The organism is Bacillota bacterium, from assembly GCA_013178415.1.
Taxonomy (GTDB): Bacteria; Bacillota; SHA-98; order Ch115; family Ch115; genus Ch115.
This window is the reverse complement of sequence record JABLXA010000002.1, coordinates 72,341-94,207: the sequence shown is the minus strand read 5'-3', so window position 1 is coordinate 94,207 and position 21,867 is coordinate 72,341. Positions and strand designations below refer to the sequence as shown.

The window sequence follows — 21,867 nt, the reverse complement described above, 5'->3', positions numbered from 1 at the left end:
ATGCCCCAAACTAAAGATGTGGTCGACGCGATAAGACAGTATGGTGATTTCCTTCTAGTATGCCATATTTTCCCTGATGGAGACGCCATCGGTTCACTTCTGGCTATGAGGCTCGCCCTGATGGGGCTGGGCAAGAAGGTGCGTGTGGCATGCGACGATGATATCCCGGATTCATATACATTTCTTCCCGGGGCTGATCAGATTTTGAAGCCTGTGGATATAAATAGCCGGCCAGATGTCGTAGTATCCCTCGACTCTAGTGATCGCGAGCGGTTGGGGAAAATCCAGGATCTCTTGGCCGGCTGGAATTCTCCGGTCATCAATATAGACCATCATGTCACAAACGACCATTTCGGCCACTATAATTATGTATTGCCAGATGCTGCAGCTACGGGAGAACTGGTCTATCAGATAGTCCAAGACCTTGGTGTGGATATCACACAGGATCTGGCAACGTGTATCTTGACTGCTATAATCTCAGATACGGGTTCTTTCAGGTATTGCAATACCACAGGACGCAGCCTTTCAATAGCGGCGCGCCTGGTTGACCTCGGCGCAAGCCCGTCCCACATCTCCATGTTCATATTTGAGACGCGGTCTTATTACAGCGTCAAATTGCTGGGCAGGGTACTGGACAAGCTGCAGACCACCTGCGAAAGACGGGTAGCCTGGGCCGAGGTCACGAGGAAAGATCTGGCGGAGTTTGATGTGGCCGAAAGTGAGACAGAGGGCTTTATTAATTACCCCCGGATGATAAAGGGGGTAGAGTGCGCGCTGCTCTTCCGCGAGGGGAAGGATGGGAAGATCCACGTGGGCTTCAGATCCCGAGACCCGATAGATGTGGCGGCGATCGCCAGGCATTTCGGAGGAGGGGGACATGCCAGGGCAGCGGGGTGCATAGTAGAGGGGTCGATGGACGAGGTGAGAGGGCGGGTGCTTGACCTTGTGTGCAGGGTTGTCGCGTCTGGACGGAGTAATACCGATTCTTAAGCCCCCGGGAATGACTTCCCATGATGTGGTGTCCCTCATTCGCAGGGTTCTGGGAATCAAAAAGGCCGGACATGCGGGCACCCTAGATCCCGAGGCGGCGGGGGTCTTACCCATATTGATAGGTAGGGCCACGAAGATCGTGCCATATTTGGAACACCTAGAGAAAGCTTATAGGGCTGAGATTGTGTTCGGTATAGCTACGGACACAATGGACGCGTCGGGTTCTGTAACTTCCGAGAAGCGGGGTTTCCGAATTCCACGAGAGGTTTTGATGAAGGCCCTGGAGCGGTTCGAAGGCAAGATAAAACAGGTGCCTCCCATGGTCTCTGCAGTGCATCATCGGGGCAAGCGGCTGTACGAACTAGCTCGGCAAGGAGTGGTCGTGGAGAGACCAGCAAGAGAGGTAGAGATCTTCCGCATCGAAGTCTTCAACTGGGGACACACGGGGATGGAGATAGGATTTGGTGATTCAGTTACCATAGATGTCAGGTGTTCACAGGGGACGTACATAAGGGCACTGTGCCATGACATTGGCGAGATGCTGGGCTGTGGTGCCTATCTTCTATTCCTTCTTCGCACGGAATCCTCCGGTTTTTCCATAGGGGAATCAGTTACCCTTGAAGAGTTGAGTCGCGCGGTGTCATCCAGGCGCACTCATTCGGTTGTCGTTCCCATTTCCTATGCTTTGAGGAATATGCCATCAGTCGCCATTTCCCCGGAGGAGGTCTCCACTGTAGCAGCTGGCGGGCCTATCTCACGTGCCTATCTTCCTGGGGATATCCGCAACCTCCCAGACGGAACCAAGCTTAGACTGATGTACGATGGGGCAGTTGTAGCTATAGCCATAGCGAGTAATTCGGGTGGGCAATACATCCTCAAACCAGAGAGGGTCCTCTTGCCCGCCATGAGATCAAATCAGGAGGTATAGAGCGTGGATGTCATCTTCTCAGCATGCGAAGCAAAGAAGTTCATAGGTGATAACAAGACAGCTGTTGCGCTTGGGATGTTCGATGGTATTCACCTGGGACATGCCGCTGTACTGCAGAAATTGACATCCGTTGCATTGCGATCTGGGATCCCTTCCGTGGTTTTTACATTCGATCGCCATCCAGTGTCAGTCTTAAAAGGTCTAGAAGTCCCCAATATCGTGACCCAAGAGGAGAAGATAGCCCTCATAGAGAAGCATCGTGTAGACTGCCTGCTTTTCTGGCCATTTGATCAGGAACTTGCTTCCATGACCCCCCAGGATTTCATTTCGGAGATTCTGCTCGGCACATTGAATGCCGCCGAAGTGGTGGTTGGGTATAATTATACATTTGGAGCTGGGGCCCAGGGGGATCCAGACGCTCTAAGGGAATTGGGGGCAAGGCAGGGAATAAGGGTACATATCGTGCCACCGATTATCATCAACGGTGTCGCCGTAGCCTCCACCGAGATCAGAAGGCTTCTGCTTGAGGGTAAAGTGAAGGATGCAGGGGTTCTCCTTGGCCGCCCTTTTAGCCTGACGGGAGTAGTAGAGAAGGGGCGCGGGATCGGTAGGTCCCTTGGATTTCCTACCGCGAATTTCGAGTTTCCCGGAGATATCATCCAGCTGGCGAATGGGGTGTATGCAGTAAAGCTCCGGATCTATGGCAGAATCTTCCTTGGTGTCGCGAATGTAGGTTTCAGACCGACCTTCAATGGAAAGAATAAGTTGGTGGAGATATATGTCATGGATGCTGAGCTGGACCTTTATGGCGAACGAATAACCGTATACTTCATCGAAAGGATCAGAGAAGAAATAAGGTTCAATAGCGCTGCGGACCTCGCCAGGCAAATCCAGGTGGATGTAAAGACTGCGATGGAGATCCTGAAATCGCCCACATACGTTTACACTGGCTCGAAACTATGGTACAATGTCTGTGGCATTGGAACCCCTTGCTAGGGCGCTCGACTCTCCCACGAATACCTTGGCAGGTGGGGATTCACAATTAAGGGAGGTGAGGACGGCATGAGTTTGCCGTCAGAGGAAAAGCAAAAACTGATAACAGAGTTCAGGCTTCATGAGACTGACACTGGTTCACCTGAGGTTCAGATAGCAATACTGACCCAGCGGATCAATGACCTCACAGAGCATCTGAGGGTTCACACCAAGGACCATCATTCAAGACGAGGTCTTCTTAAGATGGTCGGACATAGGAGGAGGCTCCTCAATTACCTCAGAGATCGGGATATTGAAAGATATCGGGCATTGATAGACAGACTGGGCCTGAGACGCTAGGAGGTAAGCAGCTATATGCAGCATTGCCTGGATATGATTCTGGGCGGACGGAGACTTTCACTCGAGACAGGCAAAGTCGCGAAACAGGCCAATGGATCTGTATGGGTGAGATACGGAGACACAGTCGTTCTCGTGACAGCTTGCGCATCCAAGGAACCTCGCGAGGGTATAGACTTCTTTCCGCTCATAGTCGATTATGAGGAACGATTGTATGCTGTGGGGAAGATCCCGGGTGGCTGGATCAAAAGGGAAGGGAAGCCAAGTGAAGCTGCCACTTTGTCGGCCAGGATGATCGACCGCCCCATAAGGCCCCTGTTCCCGCAGGGGTTTCGAAATGATGTTCAGGTGGTGGCTACGGTGCTCTCTGTAGAGCATGACAATCCCCCTGACATCCCCGCATTGATTGGCGCGTCTTGCGCTCTCACCATATCCGATATCCCCTTTGCTGGACCTATCGGAGGAGTAAGGGTAGGAAGAGTTGACGGGGAATTTGTGATAAATCCCACTGTCGAGCAAATCGAGCGGAGCGATCTCTCGCTGGTCGTTGCCGGGACCAAGGACGCAATACTCATGGTTGAGGCAGGGGCAAATGAGGTCCCGGAGAGTGTCATAATCGATGCTATAATGTTTGGCCATGAATCAATCAAGGAGATCATCGAGCTTCAGGAGAGGCTCCAGCAGGTGGCCGGGGTTCCCAAGATGCCTGTGGTCCTCTACGAGGTCAATGCCGACATCGAGGCAAAGGTACGGGAGCTTGCCCAGGACAGGCTCAGGGAGGCCATTAAGGGGACCGACAAACTCGCGCGGGAAGAGCTCATTGAGTCCATAAAAGAAGAAGTCGCAAATGTCATGAGGGAAGAATTGCAGGACCAGTATGAGCTCTACGAAAAGGATGTCAAGGCTGTTCTGGAGAAAATCGTGAAGGAAGAAGTACGTTCTCTCATCATCAACTTCAAGGCTCGACCTGACGGCCGCGCGTTGGATGAGATCCGACCCATATCCTGCGAAGTGGGAGTCCTGCCGCGCGTGCATGGTTCTGGTCTCTTCACCCGTGGCCAAACACAAGTGCTTACTGCGCTCACCCTGGGGGCTATAGGAGAAGAGCAAATGCTAGAGGATCTCACTGAGGAGGAATCCAAGCGGTATATTCACCATTATAATTTCCCTCCATTCAGTGTTGGCGAGGTCCGTCCAATCCGGGGCGCAGGCAGACGCGAGATCGGCCATGGCGCCTTGGCGGAGCGGGCTCTCTTCCCTGTCATCCCTGACGAAAACGACTTCCCTTATACAATTCGTTTGGTTTCCGAGGTGTTAGAGTCTAATGGCTCAACCTCCCAGGCGAGTGTATGCGGAAGCACCCTTGCCCTGATGGATGCCGGAGTGCCTATAAAGCGCCCCGTAGCCGGCATTGCAATGGGACTTGTGAAAGAGAACGATGAAGTGGCCATACTCTCCGATATACAGGGAATCGAGGATGCCCTTGGAGATATGGATTTCAAAGTGGCGGGGACAGAAAAGGGAGTAACCGCCATTCAGATGGATATTAAGATACAGGGCATATCGAAAGATATCCTGGAAAGGGCCCTGGAGCAGGCCAGGGTAGGCAGGATGTTCATTCTCAGCAAGATGCTGGAGGTCATTCCTGAACCGCGCAAGGAGCTTTCTCCCTACGCTCCGCGCATGATTTCCATGGAGATCTCACCAGATAAGATCCGTGATGTTATAGGCCCTGGCGGCAAGGTCATACGCAAGATCATCGATGAGACCGGGGTCAAGATCGATGTTGAAGATGATGGACGAATCTTCATAGCATCTCAGGACGTTGAAGCCGGTATGAAAGCGAGGGAGATGATCCAGTCTCTTACAGCCGATGTAGAGGTCGGCAAGATCTACACTGGCACTGTGACCAGGATCATGAACTTCGGGGCCTTTGTAGAGATCCTGCCTGGCAAGGAAGGGCTCGTTCATATCTCTGAGCTGGCAAGGGAGCGGGTGAGCCGGGTCGAGGATGTAGTGAAAGTCGGAGATCCCGTCCTTGTGAAGGTCGTTGACATAGATAGACAGGGCAGAATAAACCTCTCTCGAAAAGAAGCTTTGCCACCAGAACCTGAGGCAGTTCTGGCTGCGGCCGATAGACGTCACAGGGATAATGATTCGAGGCGGAAGCCTTTTCGCCGATAATCTCCGGCTTCGTCTGCCAGGTCTCAAAGAAAAGGGGAATTCGTCCCCCTTTTTTATTTTGACAGGAGCTGCTTTACCCTACAGAATTTTAGCGGTATTATAGGGAGAGGCGGACTCCTGGTCAGTCCGAATTGGCAGGGGTGATGGAAAGCTAATGTTTTATGCGAAAGAGGGGGCCGAAGTCATGTCCAAGGTCATAATTGATGAGGATAGGTGCAAGGGATGCGGTCTTTGCATTCATTTTTGCCCGAAAGGCGCCCTCACCATGTCTGACCGTTTCAATGCCAAAGGTCATCATCCAGCTACCTTGACGAATGAGGAAAAGTGCACAAGCTGCGGGATCTGCGGCATAATGTGCCCGGACGTGGCCATAGAGGTTTACAGGGTATAAAAGTCTAGTGGTGGAGTTCCCAGATTTTCAGGTATAGGCGCAGAATACCTTTGTACTGGCGGACTTACATGGAGGGAGGCGCGCCCGGATGGGCGAAAGATTACTCATGAAAGGCAATGAGGCCCTGGCTGAGGCTGCGATACGAGCCGGTTGTCGATATTTCTTCGGGTATCCTATCACGCCTCAGAATGAAGTGGCTGAGTACATGGCAAAAAGGCTGCCCGAGGTGGGCGGAGTCTTTGTGCAGGCAGAGAGCGAAGTGGCGGCGAGTCACATGGTTTACGGAGCTGCCTGCGCCGGGGCTAGAGTGATGACATCTTCCTCCAGCCCTGGGATAAGCCTGATGCAGGAAGGGATATCATATATCGCAGCCTGTGAATTGCCTTGCGTAATAGTCAATATGGTGAGGGGCGGTCCTGGCCTTGGCGGAATTCAGCCGGCGCAATCCGATTATCTCCAGGCAACCAAGGGCGGGGGTCACGGGGATTACAGGCTGGTTGTCCTAGGTCCCAATTCTGTGCAGGAATTGGCGGATGTCATGATGGACGCCTTTGATATAGCCGATAAATATCGAAATCCTGTCATGGTGCTGGGGGATGGGGTGCTGGGGCAGATGATGGAGCCTGTAGAATTCAGGGAGGGTGGAGATGCAGCGCCTATGCCCAAGCCATGGGCTACAACAGGCGCCAGAGGCAGGGAACGGAATATAATCACCTCTCTCGAATTGAACCCAGAGAGGTTGGAGCAGCTCAATATTCGACTTGCAGAAAAATATGAAAGACTTTGCAAGGAGCTTGTAAGACATGAGGAATACATGACAGAAGACGCGAATATAGTCATCGTAGCCTATGGGACAACCGCTCGCATCGCAAAGTCAGCAGTCCACAGGGCCAGGAAGGCGGGCATACTTGCCGGACTCTTCAGGCCCATAACCCTTTATCCTTTCCCACTGCGCCCATTGAACAGCCTGGCCGATAGGGTTCGGGCATTTCTTGTGGCTGAGATGAGCATGGGGCAGATGGTTGAGGATGCGCGACTTGCTGTGGAGGGTAAGAAGCCGGTTTATTTCTATGGCCGCTCCGGAGGGATGATCCCCACCCCGGAGGAGCTATTCCAGCAAGTCTGCAAAATCGCGGAAGGCGGGGTGTGAGCTATGCATAAAGTATTTGGCCGCCCAAAGGCCCTCACCGAGGCCGAGACTCATTATTGCCCCGGCTGTACTCATGGTATCATCCATAGGATCGTGGCCGAAGCCATAGACGAATTCGATATATTAGATCGCACGATAGGAATCGCGCCGGTGGGGTGTGCGGTCTTTGCCTATAATTACTTCAATTGCGACATGATCGAGGCATCACACGGGCGTGCCCCCGCGGTGGCCACCGGTGTCAAGCGAGTATTGCCTGACCGGGTCGTCTTCTGCTACCAAGGTGATGGAGACCTTGCATCCATAGGCACTGCAGAGATTATTCACGCCGCGACGCGAGGGGAGAATATCACCGTGATCTTCGTCAACAATGCCATCTACGGCATGACAGGGGGACAGATGGCGCCTACGACCCTGCCTGGCCAAAAGACTACCACTTCTCCAATGGGCCGGGATCCCAAGATCGCAGGGTATCCGATCAGGATGTGCGAGCTCCTTTCTACATTAAATGGCCCCTCTTATATCGCCAGGGTGTCCTTGACTTCCCCAGCCAACGTGGCGAAGGCCAAGCGCGCGGTAAAACGGGCGTTCCAGTCCCAGTTAGAAGGCAAGGGATTCAGCTTGGTGGAATTCCTGTCATCATGCCCGACATGCTGGGGTATGACACCTGTGGAGGCATTGAGGTGGGTGGATGAAAAAATGCAGCAATACTACCCTCTTGGAGAATTCGTGTCGCACGGGGAGGGTGTCATGAATGCATGAGGAACTCATAATAGCTGGTTTTGGCGGCCAGGGAATCATGGTGATGGGACAACTTCTCGCGTTCGCCGGGACGCTCGAGGGCAAGATGGTGTCATGGATCCCGTCGTATGGGCCTGAGATGCGGGGAGGCACAGCTAATTGCTCCGTGATAATATCTTCTGATGAAATCGCATCCCCTATTGTGACAGAAGCGGACAGCTTGATAGTTTTGAATAGGCCATCGCTCCTGCGGTTTGAGTCATCTCTCAAACCAGGCGGGCTCATCCTCTATGATAGTTCCCTCATCGATGAAGGCCCGGAGCGCAGTGACATAGAGATCATTGCCCTGCCCGCAAACAAGATAGCCAATGATCTGGGCGAAATCAGGGTGGCCAACATGGTGCTCCTGGGCGCATACCTGGCCAAGACCGGTGTTGTGAGCATGCAGTCCATTGAAGACTCATTGGGCAAGGTCCTTTCCTCCCGCCGCCATCACTTGATACCACTTAACAAAAAGGCATTGCAACAAGGTTGGGGAATGGCGGAAAGAGGCCAGCCCCTACCTGCGCACTAGGCTTTCATCTTTTGACAAGGGCACGGCTATTCCCATATGGCCTCCTATGGTCTCGGTCTTCCTGCCATCTATAAGGATCTGGACCTTGCTGATACCCGGGAGGCTCGTGAGGGTATTCACTATCGAATACACCAGGACTTCTTCAGTTCGGCTTCCGCCAGGGAATTTGGCGCGAATGTCAGAGCTAAAATCTGCAAATGCCGTGCCATCCTTAACAGTCACTCCCAGCACTCGCGTATCAGGAGGCAGGGTGGGGGAAAGTCCAGATCCAGGTGGTGGACCCTTGGCGAGCGCTTCCAGCGCGGCCTTTGGGAGATTTTCCGTGGTCTGGACAGTGGTTGGCACCGGCTGCAAAAAGATATCTTTTTCCGTGGAACGGGCGAAATACAGGGTCACCTTGGACGATGTGAGGCTGGGCACCCGCCTCTCAAGAGATTTGACCCTGGTCTCGAGGTCGTCTACTCTCTCCACGAGCTTGTCCCGCTCCGTTTTCAGGAGGCTCAGATCCTTCCTGAGGCGGGTATCCGTTGATACCATGTAGGCTATTGTGGCTACCAGCCCCACGATGATCAAAACAACTACGAGCGAAGTTACGAGCGTGTTACTGCCTCTCATAAAGAACACCTCTTTCATTCACCGATACATATATTGCCCAAAATATATTCTATCCTGATGCCTGCAAAAAGGAAATTCTGTCCTGCAAAAGTGTTATAATATCTCAGGCGATGTATATGATTCGCATAAGACGTGGCAAAGTAGAGGAGATCCTGGAACAAAGCGATGGGGTCACCACTGTCATTGTCCTGGTCGAAGGACGTCGGGAAAAGGCGATAAATTATGATTTCCTGACCGGCCCATTACACAAGGGTCAGGATATCATCCTCAATACTACCGCCGTTCATCTGGGGCTCGGGACAGGTGGCGCCCACTTCGTTATCTTTGCCGAAGGTAATGACCTGCTGGATCCTGATCCTCGGGGCCATATCATGAAGCTGCGATACACCCCATTGCAAGTGAAATGTTTCTGCGATGAGGAAGAGGGAAGTCCATATCGCCAGGATATCATGGACTTTCATGGCCTTTGCGGGATGCCGGTGGTCATCCTCGAGCTACACAGCATGGTAGCTCCAGCTTGCGCTGCTATAAAGCTCGGATCAAAGGGAAAGGCCAAAGTCGCATATCTCATGACCGATGGCGGGGCATTGCCTATAACATACAGCAGGACTGTGAGGGAGCTTCGCGCAAAGGGCCTCATCGATACAACCATCACTGCAGGCCATGCCTTTGGCGGGGAACACGAGGCCGTAAATGTTCATAGCGGTCTCGCCATCGCAAAGAGCGCTGCCAAGGCGGATGTGACTGTGGTAGCCATGGGCCCTGGAATCGTCGGCACTGGGACAAAGTACGGATTTACAGGTGTCGAACAGGGCGAGACGGCCAATGCTGTCCATGCCATGGGCGGAATTCCGCTGCTGGCGCCTCGCATCAGCTTTGCAGATCCTAGAAAACGACATGTGGGGGTAAGCCATCACACGATTACAATACTTAAGGATATCATCCTTGTGAGAGTGATCTTATGCCTGCCAATCCTCGACGGACCCAAGCGCCAGATGGTGTTTGCCGCTTTGCAGAATGAGGGCCTTCTAGACAAACATCAAGTGATCGAAGAAGATGGCGCTCCAGCCCTGGAGTTTCTTAGGGAAAATGGCGTCGAGCTCAGCACCATGGGCAGGAAGGTCTCAGAAGATCGGGAATTCTTTCTTGCGAGCGCCGCGGCCGGATTTCACGCCGTCAGGATCCTTTCCCAAAGACTCCAGCAGATCTGATAATCTGAGAGGCCTGGATCCGATCAGGACCTCTATGCTTTTTGATACATCGCGGACTTTGCCGCTGGCAAACAATCCCTTGGGAGTAACAGCCATCTGAGCCAATTTCCTTCCTCCTTTCACACGCAATTAATAATATGCCGATGATTCCAGATCTATACGCACAACTTGTCTTCGCTCACCAATACATGCCTGTCATAGCCCGTCCCTCTACTGAATAAGCATGTGGAGAGGGGTGAGGAGAATGCCATTTCGCGATGAACTGAAGGATTTCATATATCGGCATGTCAAGTCGCGGCCCGGCCCATATACGATAGCATGCGTGCTCTTTACCATGGGAGTCATATTTGGAGCTATCGCCGTGAGGATTATCGACTCCGCCCAGAGGTATGAACTCCGAGGATATCTCTACACCTTTGTCAGGTATTTTCTTGAGAAGCCACATATAGCCACTATTCGCGGAGCCCGGGAGGCATTCCTATCCCCCCTTCAGAAAGCGATGACCATGGTCGTGGCAGGCATCTCTGTGATCGGCGCTCCGGTTATACCAGTTATGCTTTTCATCCATGGATTTGGCATAGGATTCACCGTGGGGTTGATGGTGGATGAAATGGCCCTGAAAGGAGCACTGATGGCCTGCTCCGCCTTGCTCCCGCACAGTGTGCTGCAAGTACCGGCCATCATCATAATCGGGGCAGAATCGCTCACATTCACCTGGGCCTGGATTTCTGTGAAACTCTTTAAGACTGATGTATCGCTCCGCCAGGCCTTCATTTCAACCATCCTGATTTCAGCCATGATGATCCTAGTTGTGGCCATCGCAGCCGCCATAGAAGTATATCTCACTCCTGTCCTGCTTCGTTCCATATTGGGGGTCCTCGTGTGATGGTGTCATACTCGAGGGCTCCTGCATTGTGACGACCAATCGGTGCATTTTTATGTGATGGCACTCCGCAGGAAAAATGGATGTAATGTAGAAGCCTTCTTTTGTCTCGGAAACATCGGACAAGGAAGGCATCTTTGAATGGATGGGTCTAGAGGATGCGAAGGAAATAGATATATCACAGAATTTCTATCATTCCTGGCAGTTGAAAGAGGGCTCGCAGCGAACACTATTCAGGCTTATGAAAGAGATCTCCACGGACTGGCAAACTATCTCTCAAAACGAGAGCCAAAGACGGCTATCGAGGATGCAACTCAAGAAGACATCCTGGATTATCTCGCCTTCCTGAAAGGCCAGGGGAAGGTGACTTCCACGATCATCAGGGCCCTTGCGGCTATCAAGTCCTTTTTCAAATTTTACACTGCTGAATATAACATAGAAATAGACCCGACGCTCCACATCGAATCCCCTAAGAAGGAGAAATACCTTCCTCAGGTCCTCACCGTAGAAGAGGCGCAAGAAATCGTATCCGCCCCCCGGCCGGACCAGACCTGGGCCATCCGAGACAGGGCCATGCTCGAGCTCCTCTATGCCACAGGCATGCGGGTCTCGGAACTCATCTCCCTTGATTTAGGCGATGTGAATACAGATATGGGGTATGTGAAGTGTATTGGTAAGGGGTCTAGGGAAAGGATCATACCTCTTGGCCAAGCAGCTGTCGAATGGTTGGAGATCTACCTCCGCGTCGCCAGGCCGGTTCTGGCCAAAAAACGTGGTACAGAGGCTCTTTTTCTCAATAGACGCGGAGGACGTCTTACCCGGCAGGGGTTCTGGAAGATACTGAAACAGTATGTAAAGGGCGCAGGCGTGGAGCGCCGTGTCACTCCTCATACCTTCAGGCATTCATTCGCGACCCATCTTCTGGAGGGTGGAGCGGATCTCCGTTCCGTCCAGGAGATGTTGGGGCATCAAGATATTTCTACGACTCAGATATATACTCATCTTACTCGTGGAAAACTTAAGGAGATATATGATAGAGCTCATCCGAGAGCATAGTCAGGAGAGATTCTCATGCAATCGAAAATGAATCCTGGAGCAAAGGCTCCCGTAGACCGGGTTTTCTTGATAATAATGGATGGAGTGGGGATCGGGGCGCTGCCTGACGCGGAAAGGTACGGTGATGCCGGAAGTAATACCTTGGTAAATATGGCAAGAAGTGTAGGTGGGGTCCGCATCCCTACGTTGGAAAGCCTCGGGATCGGGAACATCGCAGAGATGGGTGGAAGCAGCATCCAGGGAGTCAGGGCGGCTTCGTCGCCTTCGGGCTGCTACGGCAGGATGGCTGAAATCTCACCAGGTAAGGATACAACCACAGGGCATTGGGAGATCAGCGGCATCATCCTGGATAGGCCATTCCCTACATATCCTCATGGGTTCCCAAGCGAAGTCATCTCAACCTTTGAAAAGGCAATAGGCCGCAGGGTGCTCGGCAATAAGCCCGCATCTGGCACAGAAATCATCAAGGAACTGGGGGAAGAACATATCCGCACAGGGCAGCCCATAGTCTACACTTCTGCCGACAGTGTCTTCCAGATCGCCGCCCATGAGGATGTCATCCCTGTTGAAGAATTATACAGGATTTGCCGCATCGCCAGGGAAATTCTCACCGGCGAGCATAATGTGGGACGGGTCATCGCAAGGCCATTTACGGGATCGCCTGGGAGTTTCAGGAGAACTGAGAGGCGCAGGGATTTTTCTGTCGCGCCACCACAAAAGACCATGCTTGATTTCATTGCCCAGGGTGGGTTCCCTGTGGTCGGAGTCGGGAAAATCGAGGATATTTTTGCCCATCGAGGCCTTACCGAGTCTTATCACACCGGATCCAGCGACGAGAGCATGGAAGAGACGCTGCGCATCGCGACTGACGGACCTTATCAAGGTCTCGTTTTTACAAATTGCGTAGATTTTGACAGCCTGTATGGACATAGAAATGACAGCGGGGGTTTCGCCAGAGCGCTCATGGACCTGGACAGACGCCTCTCGGGTCTCATCGACGCTATGAGGGAGGGCGATGTCCTGATGGTGACCGCTGACCATGGATGCGACCCCACAACTGAGAGCACTGACCATTCCAGGGAGTATGTTCCCATCATGGTGACAGGAAAACGTATAAAGAGGGGAATCTCCCTCGGGACAAGGTCGAGTCTCGCAGATGCAGGCAAGACCATATGTGATCTTCTCGGAATAGCGGGAGCAGCGGGGGATTTGGCCGGAAAGAGCTTTTTCGATGATATCTATATGGGCTAGATAGATTGAAGCTGGAAGATCGGAGCGGGTAATATCTCTCATCCCCTTGGAATATGTTTTACCAGTAAACAAGTATGGCCGTTAGGCCATGATGGTGGATGTGTTCCAAGGGGGGAGAGGATATTGTTTAAGATAGCTCGGAACTTCATCCTGGCGTCTGTTCTGGGGCTTGGATTGCTTTGTCTCTCATTTGCTTTTGCCGGCATCCTTCTGGCCGACGGAAATGAGACCGTGCCTGCCGCAGCTCCAACAGTCTCTCAAAGTGAACCGCTCCCGAACATTACAGCTCCATCTGCAGTTCTCATGGAAGCTACATCAGGACAAATCCTCTTTGAAAAGGATTCTCACAGGAAGAGGCCTCCTGCAAGCATAACCAAGATAATGACCATGCTCTTGGCAATGGAAGCCTTGGAGCAAGGAAAGATCCACCTCGATGATAAGGTGATCGCAAGCGACCGTGCGTCAATGCAGGGAGGATCTCAGATCTGGCTCGAAGTTGGCGAGGAGATGTCCCTGAATGACCTTATGAAATCTATTGCGGTGGTCTCGGCGAATGACGCTTCAGTTGCCGTGGCAGAGCACATCGCGGGCGCGGAGGAAGTGTTCGTAGATATGATGAATAAACGTGCCAAGGAATTGGGAATGCAGGATACTCATTTCGTCAACTGCACCGGTCTCCCTGCAGAAGGTCACCTCACCAGCGCCTATGATGTCGCAGTCATGTCAAGGGAATTGATAAAGCATCCAAAGGTTCACGAATGGTTCACCATCTGGATTGATTATGTAAGGGATGGCAAGAACATTCTTGTCAACACCAATAGGCTGATCAAGGATTATAAGGGATGTGACGGTCTCAAGACGGGCTACACGGAGGATGCTGGCTATTGCCTTTCAGCGACGGCAAAACGGGATAATCTCCGTCTGATCGCGGTGGTCATGGGACTCGCGGACTCAAAGGTACGGTTCTCTGAAACCGCCAAGCTATTGGACTATGGTTTCAGGTTCTATGCTGGGGTGCCCATGATTCAAAAGGATCAGGTGGTGGCCGAGATCAAGGTGCTTCGGGGGAAACAGGAGAAAGTCACGGTAGTGTCAGCGTCAGAGGCGTCCGCCTGTGTCAAGCGGGGACGTGAGGCCGATGTCAAGATCGAGACGAGCATTGATGAGCGTGTCGTGGCACCTGTAAAAAAGGGACAGAAACTGGGCAAAATGGCGGCCTATCTCGACGGACAGGAAATAGCAAGCGTCGACCTGGTAGCAAAGGATGACGTCGAAAGAGGCAGTATCTTTCAGATACTCTTCAGGATGATAAGAGATCTCATAAAAGCCATATTTGGGTAGAGGAGGCAGGCGGGGTTTCTTTTGTCTTTTTTTACTATTACGGAAGGAAAGGCGCAAGACTCGGAGAATAAGGAAATGGAATGAACCATGGACTGGAGGTAAACAGGGCCATGCATGTGGACCTCATTCCATTCAAGAATGGCATGATAGCCAGAGTGTTTGGCGAGCTAGATCTCAGGACGGCTCCCGAGTTTAGAGATACAATCGATAGCGTCCTGGATCGTCAAGCGGGCGATATTCATTCCATCATTCTCTCCATGGGAGGAGTCACATTTTTAGATAGCTCGGGTCTTGGCGCCATCCTTGGCCGTTACCGCAAATTGAGTCAGGTAAATGGGCGACTTGCTGCATGCTCGCTTACCCCCCACATCATGAAGGTCTTCGAGCTCTCAGGATTGCTCAAGATAATACAGGTATTTGATACAGAAGAACGGGCGGTTGCTGCTCTGGCTGGGGGTGGACAGCGTTGAGCGTGAAGAATTACATGAAGATGGAATTCCCCGCAGTGGCTGAAAACGTTGAATTTGCTAGAGTTGCTGTTGCCTGCTTCGCTTCGCAGGTTGGGGCTTTCACATTGGAAGAGATAGATGACATCAAGCTGATTATTTCAGAGGCTGTTTCAAATGCCATAATACATGGTTATCCGGATTCCCGGGATCCTGGTGTGGTCAGGGTCAGCTCGAGCATCAGCGACGATTCTGTAGAGATGATCGTTGAGGATGAAGGAGAAGGCATCGAGGATGTCGCCCAGGCCATGAAGCCTGCCTATACTACAAAGGTGGACAGGCTTGGCATGGGGTTCACCATCATGGAGGCCCTTGCAGATCATTTGGAGGTGGTATCTCGCAAGGGAGAAGGCACAAGAGTGATAATACGCAAGCGCCCGGCTGCGGCAGCCTGAGAGAGCGGAGGTGCTGCAAATGCCAGGCGACAGGTTTAGTTCCTTACGCCTTCCCCCATCGCGCGTACTTTCAGATGATGAATTTCGGGAACTTATCCAGCGGGCGCATAGTGGGGATAAAGAAAGCCGGGATGAACTCATCCAGGCAAACTTGCGGCTGATCATGAGCATTGTGTCCCGCTTTCCCGAGTGTGGGGAAGATAAGGATGAGCTGTTTCAAGTTGGTTGCATCGGTCTGCTCAAGGCAGTGGACCGTTTTGACCCGTCATTCAACGTGAAGTTTTCTACATATGCCGTGCCCGTCATTATTGGAGAGATCAGAAAGCATCTCAGGGATTATCAGCCGGTGCACGTGAGCCGGTCGGTCAGGGCGCTGGCCGCGGCGGCCCGCGAGAAAAGATCCGAACTCATCTCTTCTCTGGGCCGCGAACCTGGCATCAGCGAACTTGCCGCGGCCCTTAAGGTATTGCCGGAAGAGATAGTGGAGGCTTTCGAGGCCACTTCCCCTCCAGTATATCTGTTCGACGAGACTGAAGATGAGGAGGGGGAGCGCCCGATAAGGCTCATGGACCAAATCTCGGACAGTGATGATTCATTTCAGCAATTTGAGTCGATCGCCGTCAGGGAGGCCCTCGAGCGACTGCCAGAGAGAGAAAGACGCATCTTGCTCCTTAGGTATTTCAATGATTTGAGTCAGCAAGAAGTTTCCAATATTATGGGAATCTCTCAAGCTCAAATCTGTCGGCTTGAGAAAAAAGCGCTGAAAGCAATCCACGCCGAGCTCGCCTGACCATCTTCGGTCTTCTCAGAGACCTAGAATTAAACCCCTTTTAGCTTGTTATACTAAAGCCTGACTGTAGAACCCAAATCGAAATATCGTCAGCAAAGGGGGTATTCGGTATGGCTGTGGTAAAGATCATCGAGCTCTTGGGGGAATCTCCGAATAGCTGGGATGAGGCTGTAAGGAATGCGGTCAGCGAGGCGTCTAAAACAGTGAGAAATATCACTGGGGTTGAAGTGACCAACATGACCGCCAGCGTAGAAAATGGGCGAATCTCTAAATACAAGGCCGATGTTCAGGTGGCCTTCAAGGTGGATGGGACATGATGTCTTCCCTCTTAGGCTATCCCCTCAACCAGGTAAGGGAGGGATCTTGAATGCCCTTGGATCAGGCCGAGCGTGCCAGGCAGGCAGCAAAATATCAAGAGATCATGAAAAAGCATAAGCCGAGGCCCCCGACCCTCCAGAATTTCGTCGTGGCGTTCATAGTAGGCGGGGCCATATGTGTAATCGGACAGGCAGTTCTCGACTTCTTCACGGCCAGAGGGCTTGCTGTGGATGAAGCGTCCGGCCCCACGCTGGCTGTGATGATTTTCCTGGGAGCGCTTGCCACCGGGATAGGTATCTATGATGAACTGGGGGAATTTTCCGGGGCCGGTGCCGCCGTTCCTATCACGGGTTTTTCCAACACCATCGTCGCGGCAGCCATGGACTTCAAGAGAGAAGGGTATGTGTTGGGAATGGGGGCCAAGATGTTCATCGTTGCAGGGCCGGTGCTGGTCTTCGGGATCCTGGCTGCGGTAGCGGTGGGCATGATACATATGCTGGTTACCTGAAACGCGGCCTCACATGAGGCCGCCCATCGGATTAGATCCATTGGGATAGATTGGCGCCGGCTGGATTAAACTGGCGCCGGAGGAGATGGGATTCATTGGCAGTAAAGCGGTTGGGACAAAGAACCATCAAGTATTCGAATCCGCCCGTCATAATAGCGACTGGCACAATAGTCGGCCCTGTAGAAGGAAGAGGGCCGCTTGCTCCTGATTTTGACGCGGTTCTGCCGGATCTTTATATGGGGCAGAGCACGGCTGAAAAGGCCGAGTCCAAGATGTTGGAGGAGGCGTGTAATATTGCGCTCCAAACAGCCCAGCTCAAACCGGAGGATGTTCATTACATGCTTGCTGGCGATCTCTTGAATCAGATAATATCAGCAAGCTTCGCGGCTCGCCAGCTATCCATCCCTTATCTGGGCCTGTATGGCGCCTGCTCCACCATCTCAGAAGCTCTAACAATTGCAGCAATGATCGTAGATGGGGGGTTCGCTGACACTGTCCTTGCCGCGGCATCCAGTCACTACCAGACCGCAGAAAGGCAGTACCGTTATCCAATCGAGCTGAACATCAAGAGAAAGACCACTTCCCAGTACACAGTCACCGGGGCTGCAGCCGCCGTGATAAAGGCCCAGGGGACAGGCCCCAGGGTAACTTGCAGTACAGTCGGCAGGGTCCTCGATCTTGGCGTCAAGGACCCAAATGACATGGGATCAGCCATGGCGCCGGCAGCGGCTGACACGCTATTTTGGCATTTTTCTGATACAAACACCAGGATGGAGGACTATGACCTGGTGCTTACAGGGGATCTTGGCCGGGTAGGAAGAGTAATGCTGGGCGAGGTTCTGAAGGATAAAGGAATCGCCCTTGCGTCTAACTACAATGACTGCGGACTTATGATATACGCGCCCAATGAAAATGTGGGCGCAGGAGGCAGTGGTTGTGCTTGTTCCGGCGTGGTCACCCTCGGTCACATTTATAAGAGCATGATAAGGGGGCTATTGAAAAAGGTCCTTCTCGTCGCCACGGGCGCGCTCATGAGCCCTTTATCTTATCAGCAAGGAGAGACAATCCCTACTATAGCGCATGCCATCGTAATCGAACGGCCATGATATCGATCTTGGATATCCTTCCGGAGCATTTTTGAGGGGGTAGCGATATATGACATATATTTTGGCATTTCTCATTGGCGGCCTGATATGCGGCCTGGGACAACTCATCCTGGACAACACCTCCCTTACCCCGGGACATATGTTGGTTATCTTCACCGTGGCAGGGGCAATTCTCGGAGGGTTCGGATTATACGAGCCTTTGGTGAGGCTGGCAGGAGCCGGGGCTCTCGTGCCGGTATCTGGCTTCGGGGCATCTCTGGTAAGAGGCGTGATTTTAGAGTCTCAGAGGCTGGGCTGGGTCGGACTGCTCACGGGGGTCTTTGAATTCACCGGGCTCGGCCTGGCCGCGGCTGTATTCTTCGGCACCATCATAGCCCTCATCTTCACGCCGCGAGTATAGTGTCACGGGGAGAGGATGTGAATTGGGGATCCGAAGAGGGGATTTTGTCCATGGGATGGAGGATTTTACGTGAATTCGTCGAAGCTTGTTGGTATTCCACGCGCACTGCTCTGCTACTACTACTACCCGGCATGGGCCACATTCTTTACTGAATTAGGATGTAAGGTCGCGCTATCTCCGCATACCAGTCGCAAGATAGTCGATACAGGGGTCCAGCTGGCTGTGGATGAAGCATGTATGCCTGTGAAATTGTTTTTTGGACATGCAGCCTCGCTTTTGGATACATCTGACTATATCTTCATCCCAAGATTGGTCGGGGTCGAAAGCAGGGCATTTATTTGTCCGAAATTCATGGGACTTCCAGATATGATAAGGGCAGTGACGCCTCCTGACGCTCCCGCCATCCTCTCGCCCTGTATAGATCTCAGCCGTGGCAACAGGACGAAAAAGGTCTTCCGCGAGATGATGAATATAGGTCTACTATTTTCGTCAAATCAACATGTGGTGAGACGTGCATATGAAATGGCCAATAAGGTCCAGCTTGACTCCGAGGCATTGTTTTTCAAGGGGTATTTCCCTGATGAAATCGCGTCGATGCTTCTGGGGCCTAGGTCGGATTTGGATTCATCGATTCCCTCGGATCTCGCGGAAATAGCCGCGATGGCTCAGGAAAGGAAAAAAAAGGAAGCCCGGGTCACCATCGGGGTCATAGGGCATCCATACCTTCTCTATGATGACTACACCAATATGGCGATTCTCCCGCGGCTCAGCAATGCCGGATGCAAGGTCATTACCAGTGATATGATACCGTGGGAGATAATCGAGGATGAGCTCAAATCTTTGCCAAGATGGCTTTTCTGGACAATGGGCAGAAGGTTGGTGGGCGCTGCCTTCCACTTTCTTCATTCTGGAAGAGTGGATGGCTGCATCCATATAAGCGCCTTCGGCTGCGGATTGGATTCGGTAGTGGGAGAGATCATCGAGATGGAAGCGAAGCGGAGCTCGAAGATTCCTCTCACGAAAATAACGTTGGACGAACATTCCGGTGAGGCGGGGGTTGTCACCAGGCTTGAGGCGTTTCTGGATATGATAAACAGGAGGAAATCGGCGTGAAATTGACATTTCCTCACATGGGGAGCATTTATATACCGATATCGGCTCTTTTCCGCCACCTGGGAATCGAGGTGATAGTGCCTCCCCCATCGAGCCAGCGCACCCTTTCTTTGGGATCAAAGTATTCGCCGGAATTTGCGTGTCTCCCTCTCAAAGTCAATGTGGGGAACTACATCGAAGCCATGGAACAGGGAGCTGACACCATCGTCATGGCTGGGGGCGTGGGGCCATGCCGATTCGGATTTTACGGCGAGGTCGAGCGTGAGATCCTCAAGGACCTGGGGTACGATTTTGAGATGATTATAATTGACCCTCCCCAGGGCAGGATAAGACCTGTCCTAAAGCAGCTTGGCCGGCTTGTGGGGCCGGCCAGGGTGAGGGATGTGATATACGCCCTTCGCCTCTGCTGGGAGAAAATCGCCGCGATAGACCAGGTCGAGAAATTGGCAGTGAAGGTGCGTCCCCTCGAGGCAATAAAGAAGCAAACCACAAAAGCCGTGAACGAGATATTGTCAAAGATCGATGGAGCCGAGACTATTGAGGCGACCAGGTCGGCCCTTAGGGAGGGCCTCGCCATTCTTCGCTCGCTGCCGAAGGCAGAAGGACCTCCACCCCTCAAGGTCGGGTTGGTGGGAGAGATATATGTCCTCCTTGAGCCATTTGCAAACCTGAATGTCGAAACCAGGCTCGGGGAACTCGGATGTGAGGTTGAGCGTTCAATATACCTGGGAGATTGGATAAAGAGGCATGTAATCGGAGATATTTTCAGGCTGCGCAGACATAACAGGATCGAGGATCTTGCAAAACCGTATCTCGGGCACTTCGTGGGCGGCCATGGACTTGAGACAGTGGCGCATACCGTGGATTATGCAAGAAGGGGGTTTGACGGAGTCATTCAAGTGCTTCCGCTCACATGCATGCCTGAGATCGTGGCCGAGAGCATTCTTCCAAGGGTGTCGCGGGATCTGAATATCCCGGTTTTGACTCTGGTGTTTGACGAGCACTCCTCTGATGTGGGAGTAATTACCCGACTAGAAGCTTTCGTGGATCTCATGAGGCAACGGAGAGGGAATATGGGGGAACTCAGGGAATGCGTGGCTACCTTGGTATAGATGTTGGTTCGGTAAGCACTAATATCATAGTAATGGACGAGTCTGACAATGTAATTCATTCAATATATCTCAGGACTCAGGGACAGCCCATAAAGATGATCCAGCAGGGACTTTCCGAAGTCGCAGCGCTATATCCTGATATGAAGGTCCTTGGTGTGGGAACCACTGGGAGCGGGAGGGTCCTGGCTTCTGTCGTCGTAGGGGCAGATTGCGTAAAGAACGAGATAACGGCCCACGCGGTGGCTTCGGCCCGAGAGATACCGGATGTCCAGACAGTGATAGAGATCGGCGGACAGGATTCAAAGATTATAATCCTCAGGCATGGTGTCGTGGTTGATTTCGCCATGAATACGGTCTGCGCCGCCGGGACTGGCTCATTCCTCGATCACCAGGCAACCAGGCTGGGCATTCCCATCGAGGAGTTCGGGGGGCTTGCCCTGAAGGCCAATGTCCCGGTGCGGATCGCAGGGCGCTGCGCTGTATTCGCAGAGTCTGACATGATACACAAGCAGCAAACCGGACACCGGATCGAGGATATAATCGCCGGCCTTTGTGAGGCACTAGTCCGCAATTACCTCAACAATGTCGGCAAGGGCAAAGAGATATTGCCGCCTGTGGTTTTTCAGGGAGGAGTTGCAGCTAATGCAGGCATGACACGAGCCTTCGAAAAGGCATTAGGCTTCCCGGTAATAGTGCCCAAGCACCATGCCGTCATGGGCGCAATTGGTGCAGCCATCCTGGCGAAGGAGGAGGTTGCGAGAAACCCCAGGCCTACGCGCTTTAGGGGTTTTGAGGTAAAAGACAATGAGTATGCCGTAAGTACCTTTGAATGCAAAGGTTGCCCAAACCGCTGTGAGGTCATCAATCTAAGTCTACAGGGGGACACGCTAGCTAGATGGGGTGATAGGTGCGGCAGATGGTCATCACAGCTTCCTTGACGGATCATTTCGCCAAATGCTATGATTAGGGAAAGGTTGC

At 52.5% G+C, this 21,867-nt stretch carries 25 protein-coding genes; 24 read left to right on the top strand and 1 reads right to left on the bottom strand.

Translation table 11 applies throughout. The features are described from left to right. The 9 genes from HPY52_01775 (at position 1) to HPY52_01735 (ending at position 8,284) form a co-directional block, all read left to right on the top strand. Positions 1 to 990 (top strand): bifunctional oligoribonuclease/PAP phosphatase NrnA, encoded by a 990-nt coding sequence (locus HPY52_01775; GenBank protein ID NPV78993.1) that lies wholly within the window; start codon positions 1 to 3, stop codon positions 988 to 990. Between the two features lie 10 nt (positions 991 to 1,000). Continuing rightward, entirely contained in the window at positions 1,001 to 1,918 is a 918-nt protein-coding gene (gene truB / locus HPY52_01770) for a tRNA pseudouridine(55) synthase TruB (GenBank protein NPV78992.1), read from the top strand. Between the two features lie 3 nt (positions 1,919 to 1,921). Continuing rightward, entirely contained in the window at positions 1,922 to 2,914 is a 993-nt protein-coding gene (locus tag HPY52_01765) for a bifunctional riboflavin kinase/FAD synthetase (GenBank protein NPV78991.1), read from the top strand. 66 nt (positions 2,915 to 2,980) lie between these two features. After that, the gene (gene rpsO, locus HPY52_01760; protein ID NPV78990.1) at positions 2,981 to 3,250 is read left to right on the top strand and encodes a 30S ribosomal protein S15; all 270 of its coding nucleotides are present in this window, start codon (positions 2,981 to 2,983) and stop codon (positions 3,248 to 3,250) included. Positions 3,251 to 3,265: 15 nt separating this feature from the next. Then, a complete protein-coding gene (gene pnp / locus HPY52_01755; protein NPV78989.1) occupies positions 3,266 to 5,431 on the top strand; it encodes a polyribonucleotide nucleotidyltransferase in 2,166 nt (721 codons plus the stop codon). Between the two features lie 184 nt (positions 5,432 to 5,615). Further along, entirely contained in the window at positions 5,616 to 5,822 is a 207-nt protein-coding gene (locus tag HPY52_01750; GenBank protein ID NPV78988.1) for a 4Fe-4S binding protein, read from the top strand. A gap of 88 nt (positions 5,823 to 5,910) precedes the next feature. Continuing rightward, positions 5,911 to 6,972: a 3-methyl-2-oxobutanoate dehydrogenase subunit VorB gene (locus HPY52_01745; GenBank protein NPV78987.1), complete on the top strand. Its 1,062-nt coding sequence runs from the start codon at positions 5,911 to 5,913 to the stop codon at positions 6,970 to 6,972. A gap of 3 nt (positions 6,973 to 6,975) precedes the next feature. Beyond that, positions 6,976 to 7,731, top strand: coding sequence for a 2-oxoglutarate oxidoreductase (locus tag HPY52_01740; GenBank protein NPV78986.1), 756 nt, complete (start codon positions 6,976 to 6,978; stop codon positions 7,729 to 7,731). Next, positions 7,724 to 8,284 carry a 2-oxoacid:acceptor oxidoreductase family protein gene (locus HPY52_01735; protein ID NPV78985.1) on the top strand — a complete coding sequence of 187 codons (561 nt, stop codon included), beginning with the start codon at positions 7,724 to 7,726 and terminating at the stop codon, positions 8,282 to 8,284. Before HPY52_01740 ends, HPY52_01735 begins: the two co-directional genes overlap by 8 nt. Here HPY52_01735 and HPY52_01730 read toward each other — a convergent pair. Continuing rightward, a complete protein-coding gene (locus HPY52_01730; protein ID NPV78984.1) occupies positions 8,270 to 8,899 on the bottom strand; it encodes a spore gernimation protein in 630 nt (209 codons plus the stop codon). The two genes, HPY52_01735 and HPY52_01730, sit on opposite strands and share 15 nt — an antisense overlap. 116 nt (positions 8,900 to 9,015) lie before the next feature. On the opposite strand from HPY52_01730, the gene HPY52_01725 reads away from it, so the two are divergent. The 15 genes from HPY52_01725 (at position 9,016) to HPY52_01655 (ending at position 21,827) form a co-directional block, all read left to right on the top strand. Further along, positions 9,016 to 10,110, top strand: a complete 1,095-nt coding sequence (locus HPY52_01725; protein ID NPV78983.1) for a DUF3866 family protein — start codon at positions 9,016 to 9,018, stop codon at positions 10,108 to 10,110. 244 nt (positions 10,111 to 10,354) lie between these two features. After that, positions 10,355 to 10,996 (top strand): stage II sporulation protein M, encoded by a 642-nt coding sequence (gene spoIIM / locus HPY52_01720; GenBank protein NPV78982.1) that lies wholly within the window; start codon positions 10,355 to 10,357, stop codon positions 10,994 to 10,996. 138 nt (positions 10,997 to 11,134) lie between these two features. Continuing rightward, a complete protein-coding gene (xerD, locus tag HPY52_01715) occupies positions 11,135 to 12,049 on the top strand; it encodes a site-specific tyrosine recombinase XerD (GenBank protein ID NPV78981.1) in 915 nt (304 codons plus the stop codon). Between the two features lie 27 nt (positions 12,050 to 12,076). After that, positions 12,077 to 13,300, top strand: coding sequence for a phosphopentomutase (locus HPY52_01710; GenBank protein NPV78980.1), 1,224 nt, complete (start codon positions 12,077 to 12,079; stop codon positions 13,298 to 13,300). A 147-nt stretch (positions 13,301 to 13,447) separates the two neighbouring features. After that, positions 13,448 to 14,641, top strand: a complete 1,194-nt coding sequence (locus tag HPY52_01705) for a D-alanyl-D-alanine carboxypeptidase (protein NPV78979.1) — start codon at positions 13,448 to 13,450, stop codon at positions 14,639 to 14,641. A gap of 80 nt (positions 14,642 to 14,721) precedes the next feature. After that, on the top strand, positions 14,722 to 15,111 hold the full coding sequence (locus tag HPY52_01700) for an anti-sigma factor antagonist (protein ID NPV78978.1): 390 nt from the start codon (positions 14,722 to 14,724) through the stop codon (positions 15,109 to 15,111). Between the two features lie 14 nt (positions 15,112 to 15,125). Then, positions 15,126 to 15,542, top strand: coding sequence for an anti-sigma F factor (locus HPY52_01695; protein ID NPV78977.1), 417 nt, complete (start codon positions 15,126 to 15,128; stop codon positions 15,540 to 15,542). Between the two features lie 19 nt (positions 15,543 to 15,561). Further along, positions 15,562 to 16,332 (top strand): SigB/SigF/SigG family RNA polymerase sigma factor, encoded by a 771-nt coding sequence (locus HPY52_01690; protein ID NPV78976.1) that lies wholly within the window; start codon positions 15,562 to 15,564, stop codon positions 16,330 to 16,332. Between the two features lie 110 nt (positions 16,333 to 16,442). Beyond that, entirely contained in the window at positions 16,443 to 16,649 is a 207-nt protein-coding gene (locus tag HPY52_01685) for a dodecin domain-containing protein (protein ID NPV78975.1), read from the top strand. A gap of 50 nt (positions 16,650 to 16,699) precedes the next feature. Next, positions 16,700 to 17,158, top strand: a complete 459-nt coding sequence (gene spoVAC, locus HPY52_01680) for a stage V sporulation protein AC (protein ID NPV78974.1) — start codon at positions 16,700 to 16,702, stop codon at positions 17,156 to 17,158. A 95-nt stretch (positions 17,159 to 17,253) separates the two neighbouring features. Then, positions 17,254 to 18,264 (top strand): stage V sporulation protein AD, encoded by a 1,011-nt coding sequence (gene spoVAD / locus HPY52_01675; protein NPV78973.1) that lies wholly within the window; start codon positions 17,254 to 17,256, stop codon positions 18,262 to 18,264. Positions 18,265 to 18,313: 49 nt separating this feature from the next. Next, positions 18,314 to 18,664 carry a SpoVA/SpoVAEb family sporulation membrane protein gene (locus tag HPY52_01670; protein NPV78972.1) on the top strand — a complete coding sequence of 117 codons (351 nt, stop codon included), beginning with the start codon at positions 18,314 to 18,316 and terminating at the stop codon, positions 18,662 to 18,664. Positions 18,665 to 18,733: 69 nt separating this feature from the next. Then, positions 18,734 to 19,777, top strand: coding sequence for a hypothetical protein (locus HPY52_01665; protein ID NPV78971.1), 1,044 nt, complete (start codon positions 18,734 to 18,736; stop codon positions 19,775 to 19,777). After that, a complete protein-coding gene (locus HPY52_01660) occupies positions 19,774 to 20,889 on the top strand; it encodes a CoA protein activase (GenBank protein NPV78970.1) in 1,116 nt (371 codons plus the stop codon). The genes HPY52_01665 and HPY52_01660 overlap by 4 nt, the downstream gene beginning before the upstream one ends. Beyond that, complete coding sequence (locus tag HPY52_01655; protein ID NPV78969.1) at positions 20,868 to 21,827, top strand: 2-hydroxyglutaryl-CoA dehydratase; 960 nt, start codon at positions 20,868 to 20,870, stop codon at positions 21,825 to 21,827. Before HPY52_01660 ends, HPY52_01655 begins: the two co-directional genes overlap by 22 nt. The last annotated feature ends 40 nt before the right edge of the window (positions 21,828 to 21,867 follow it).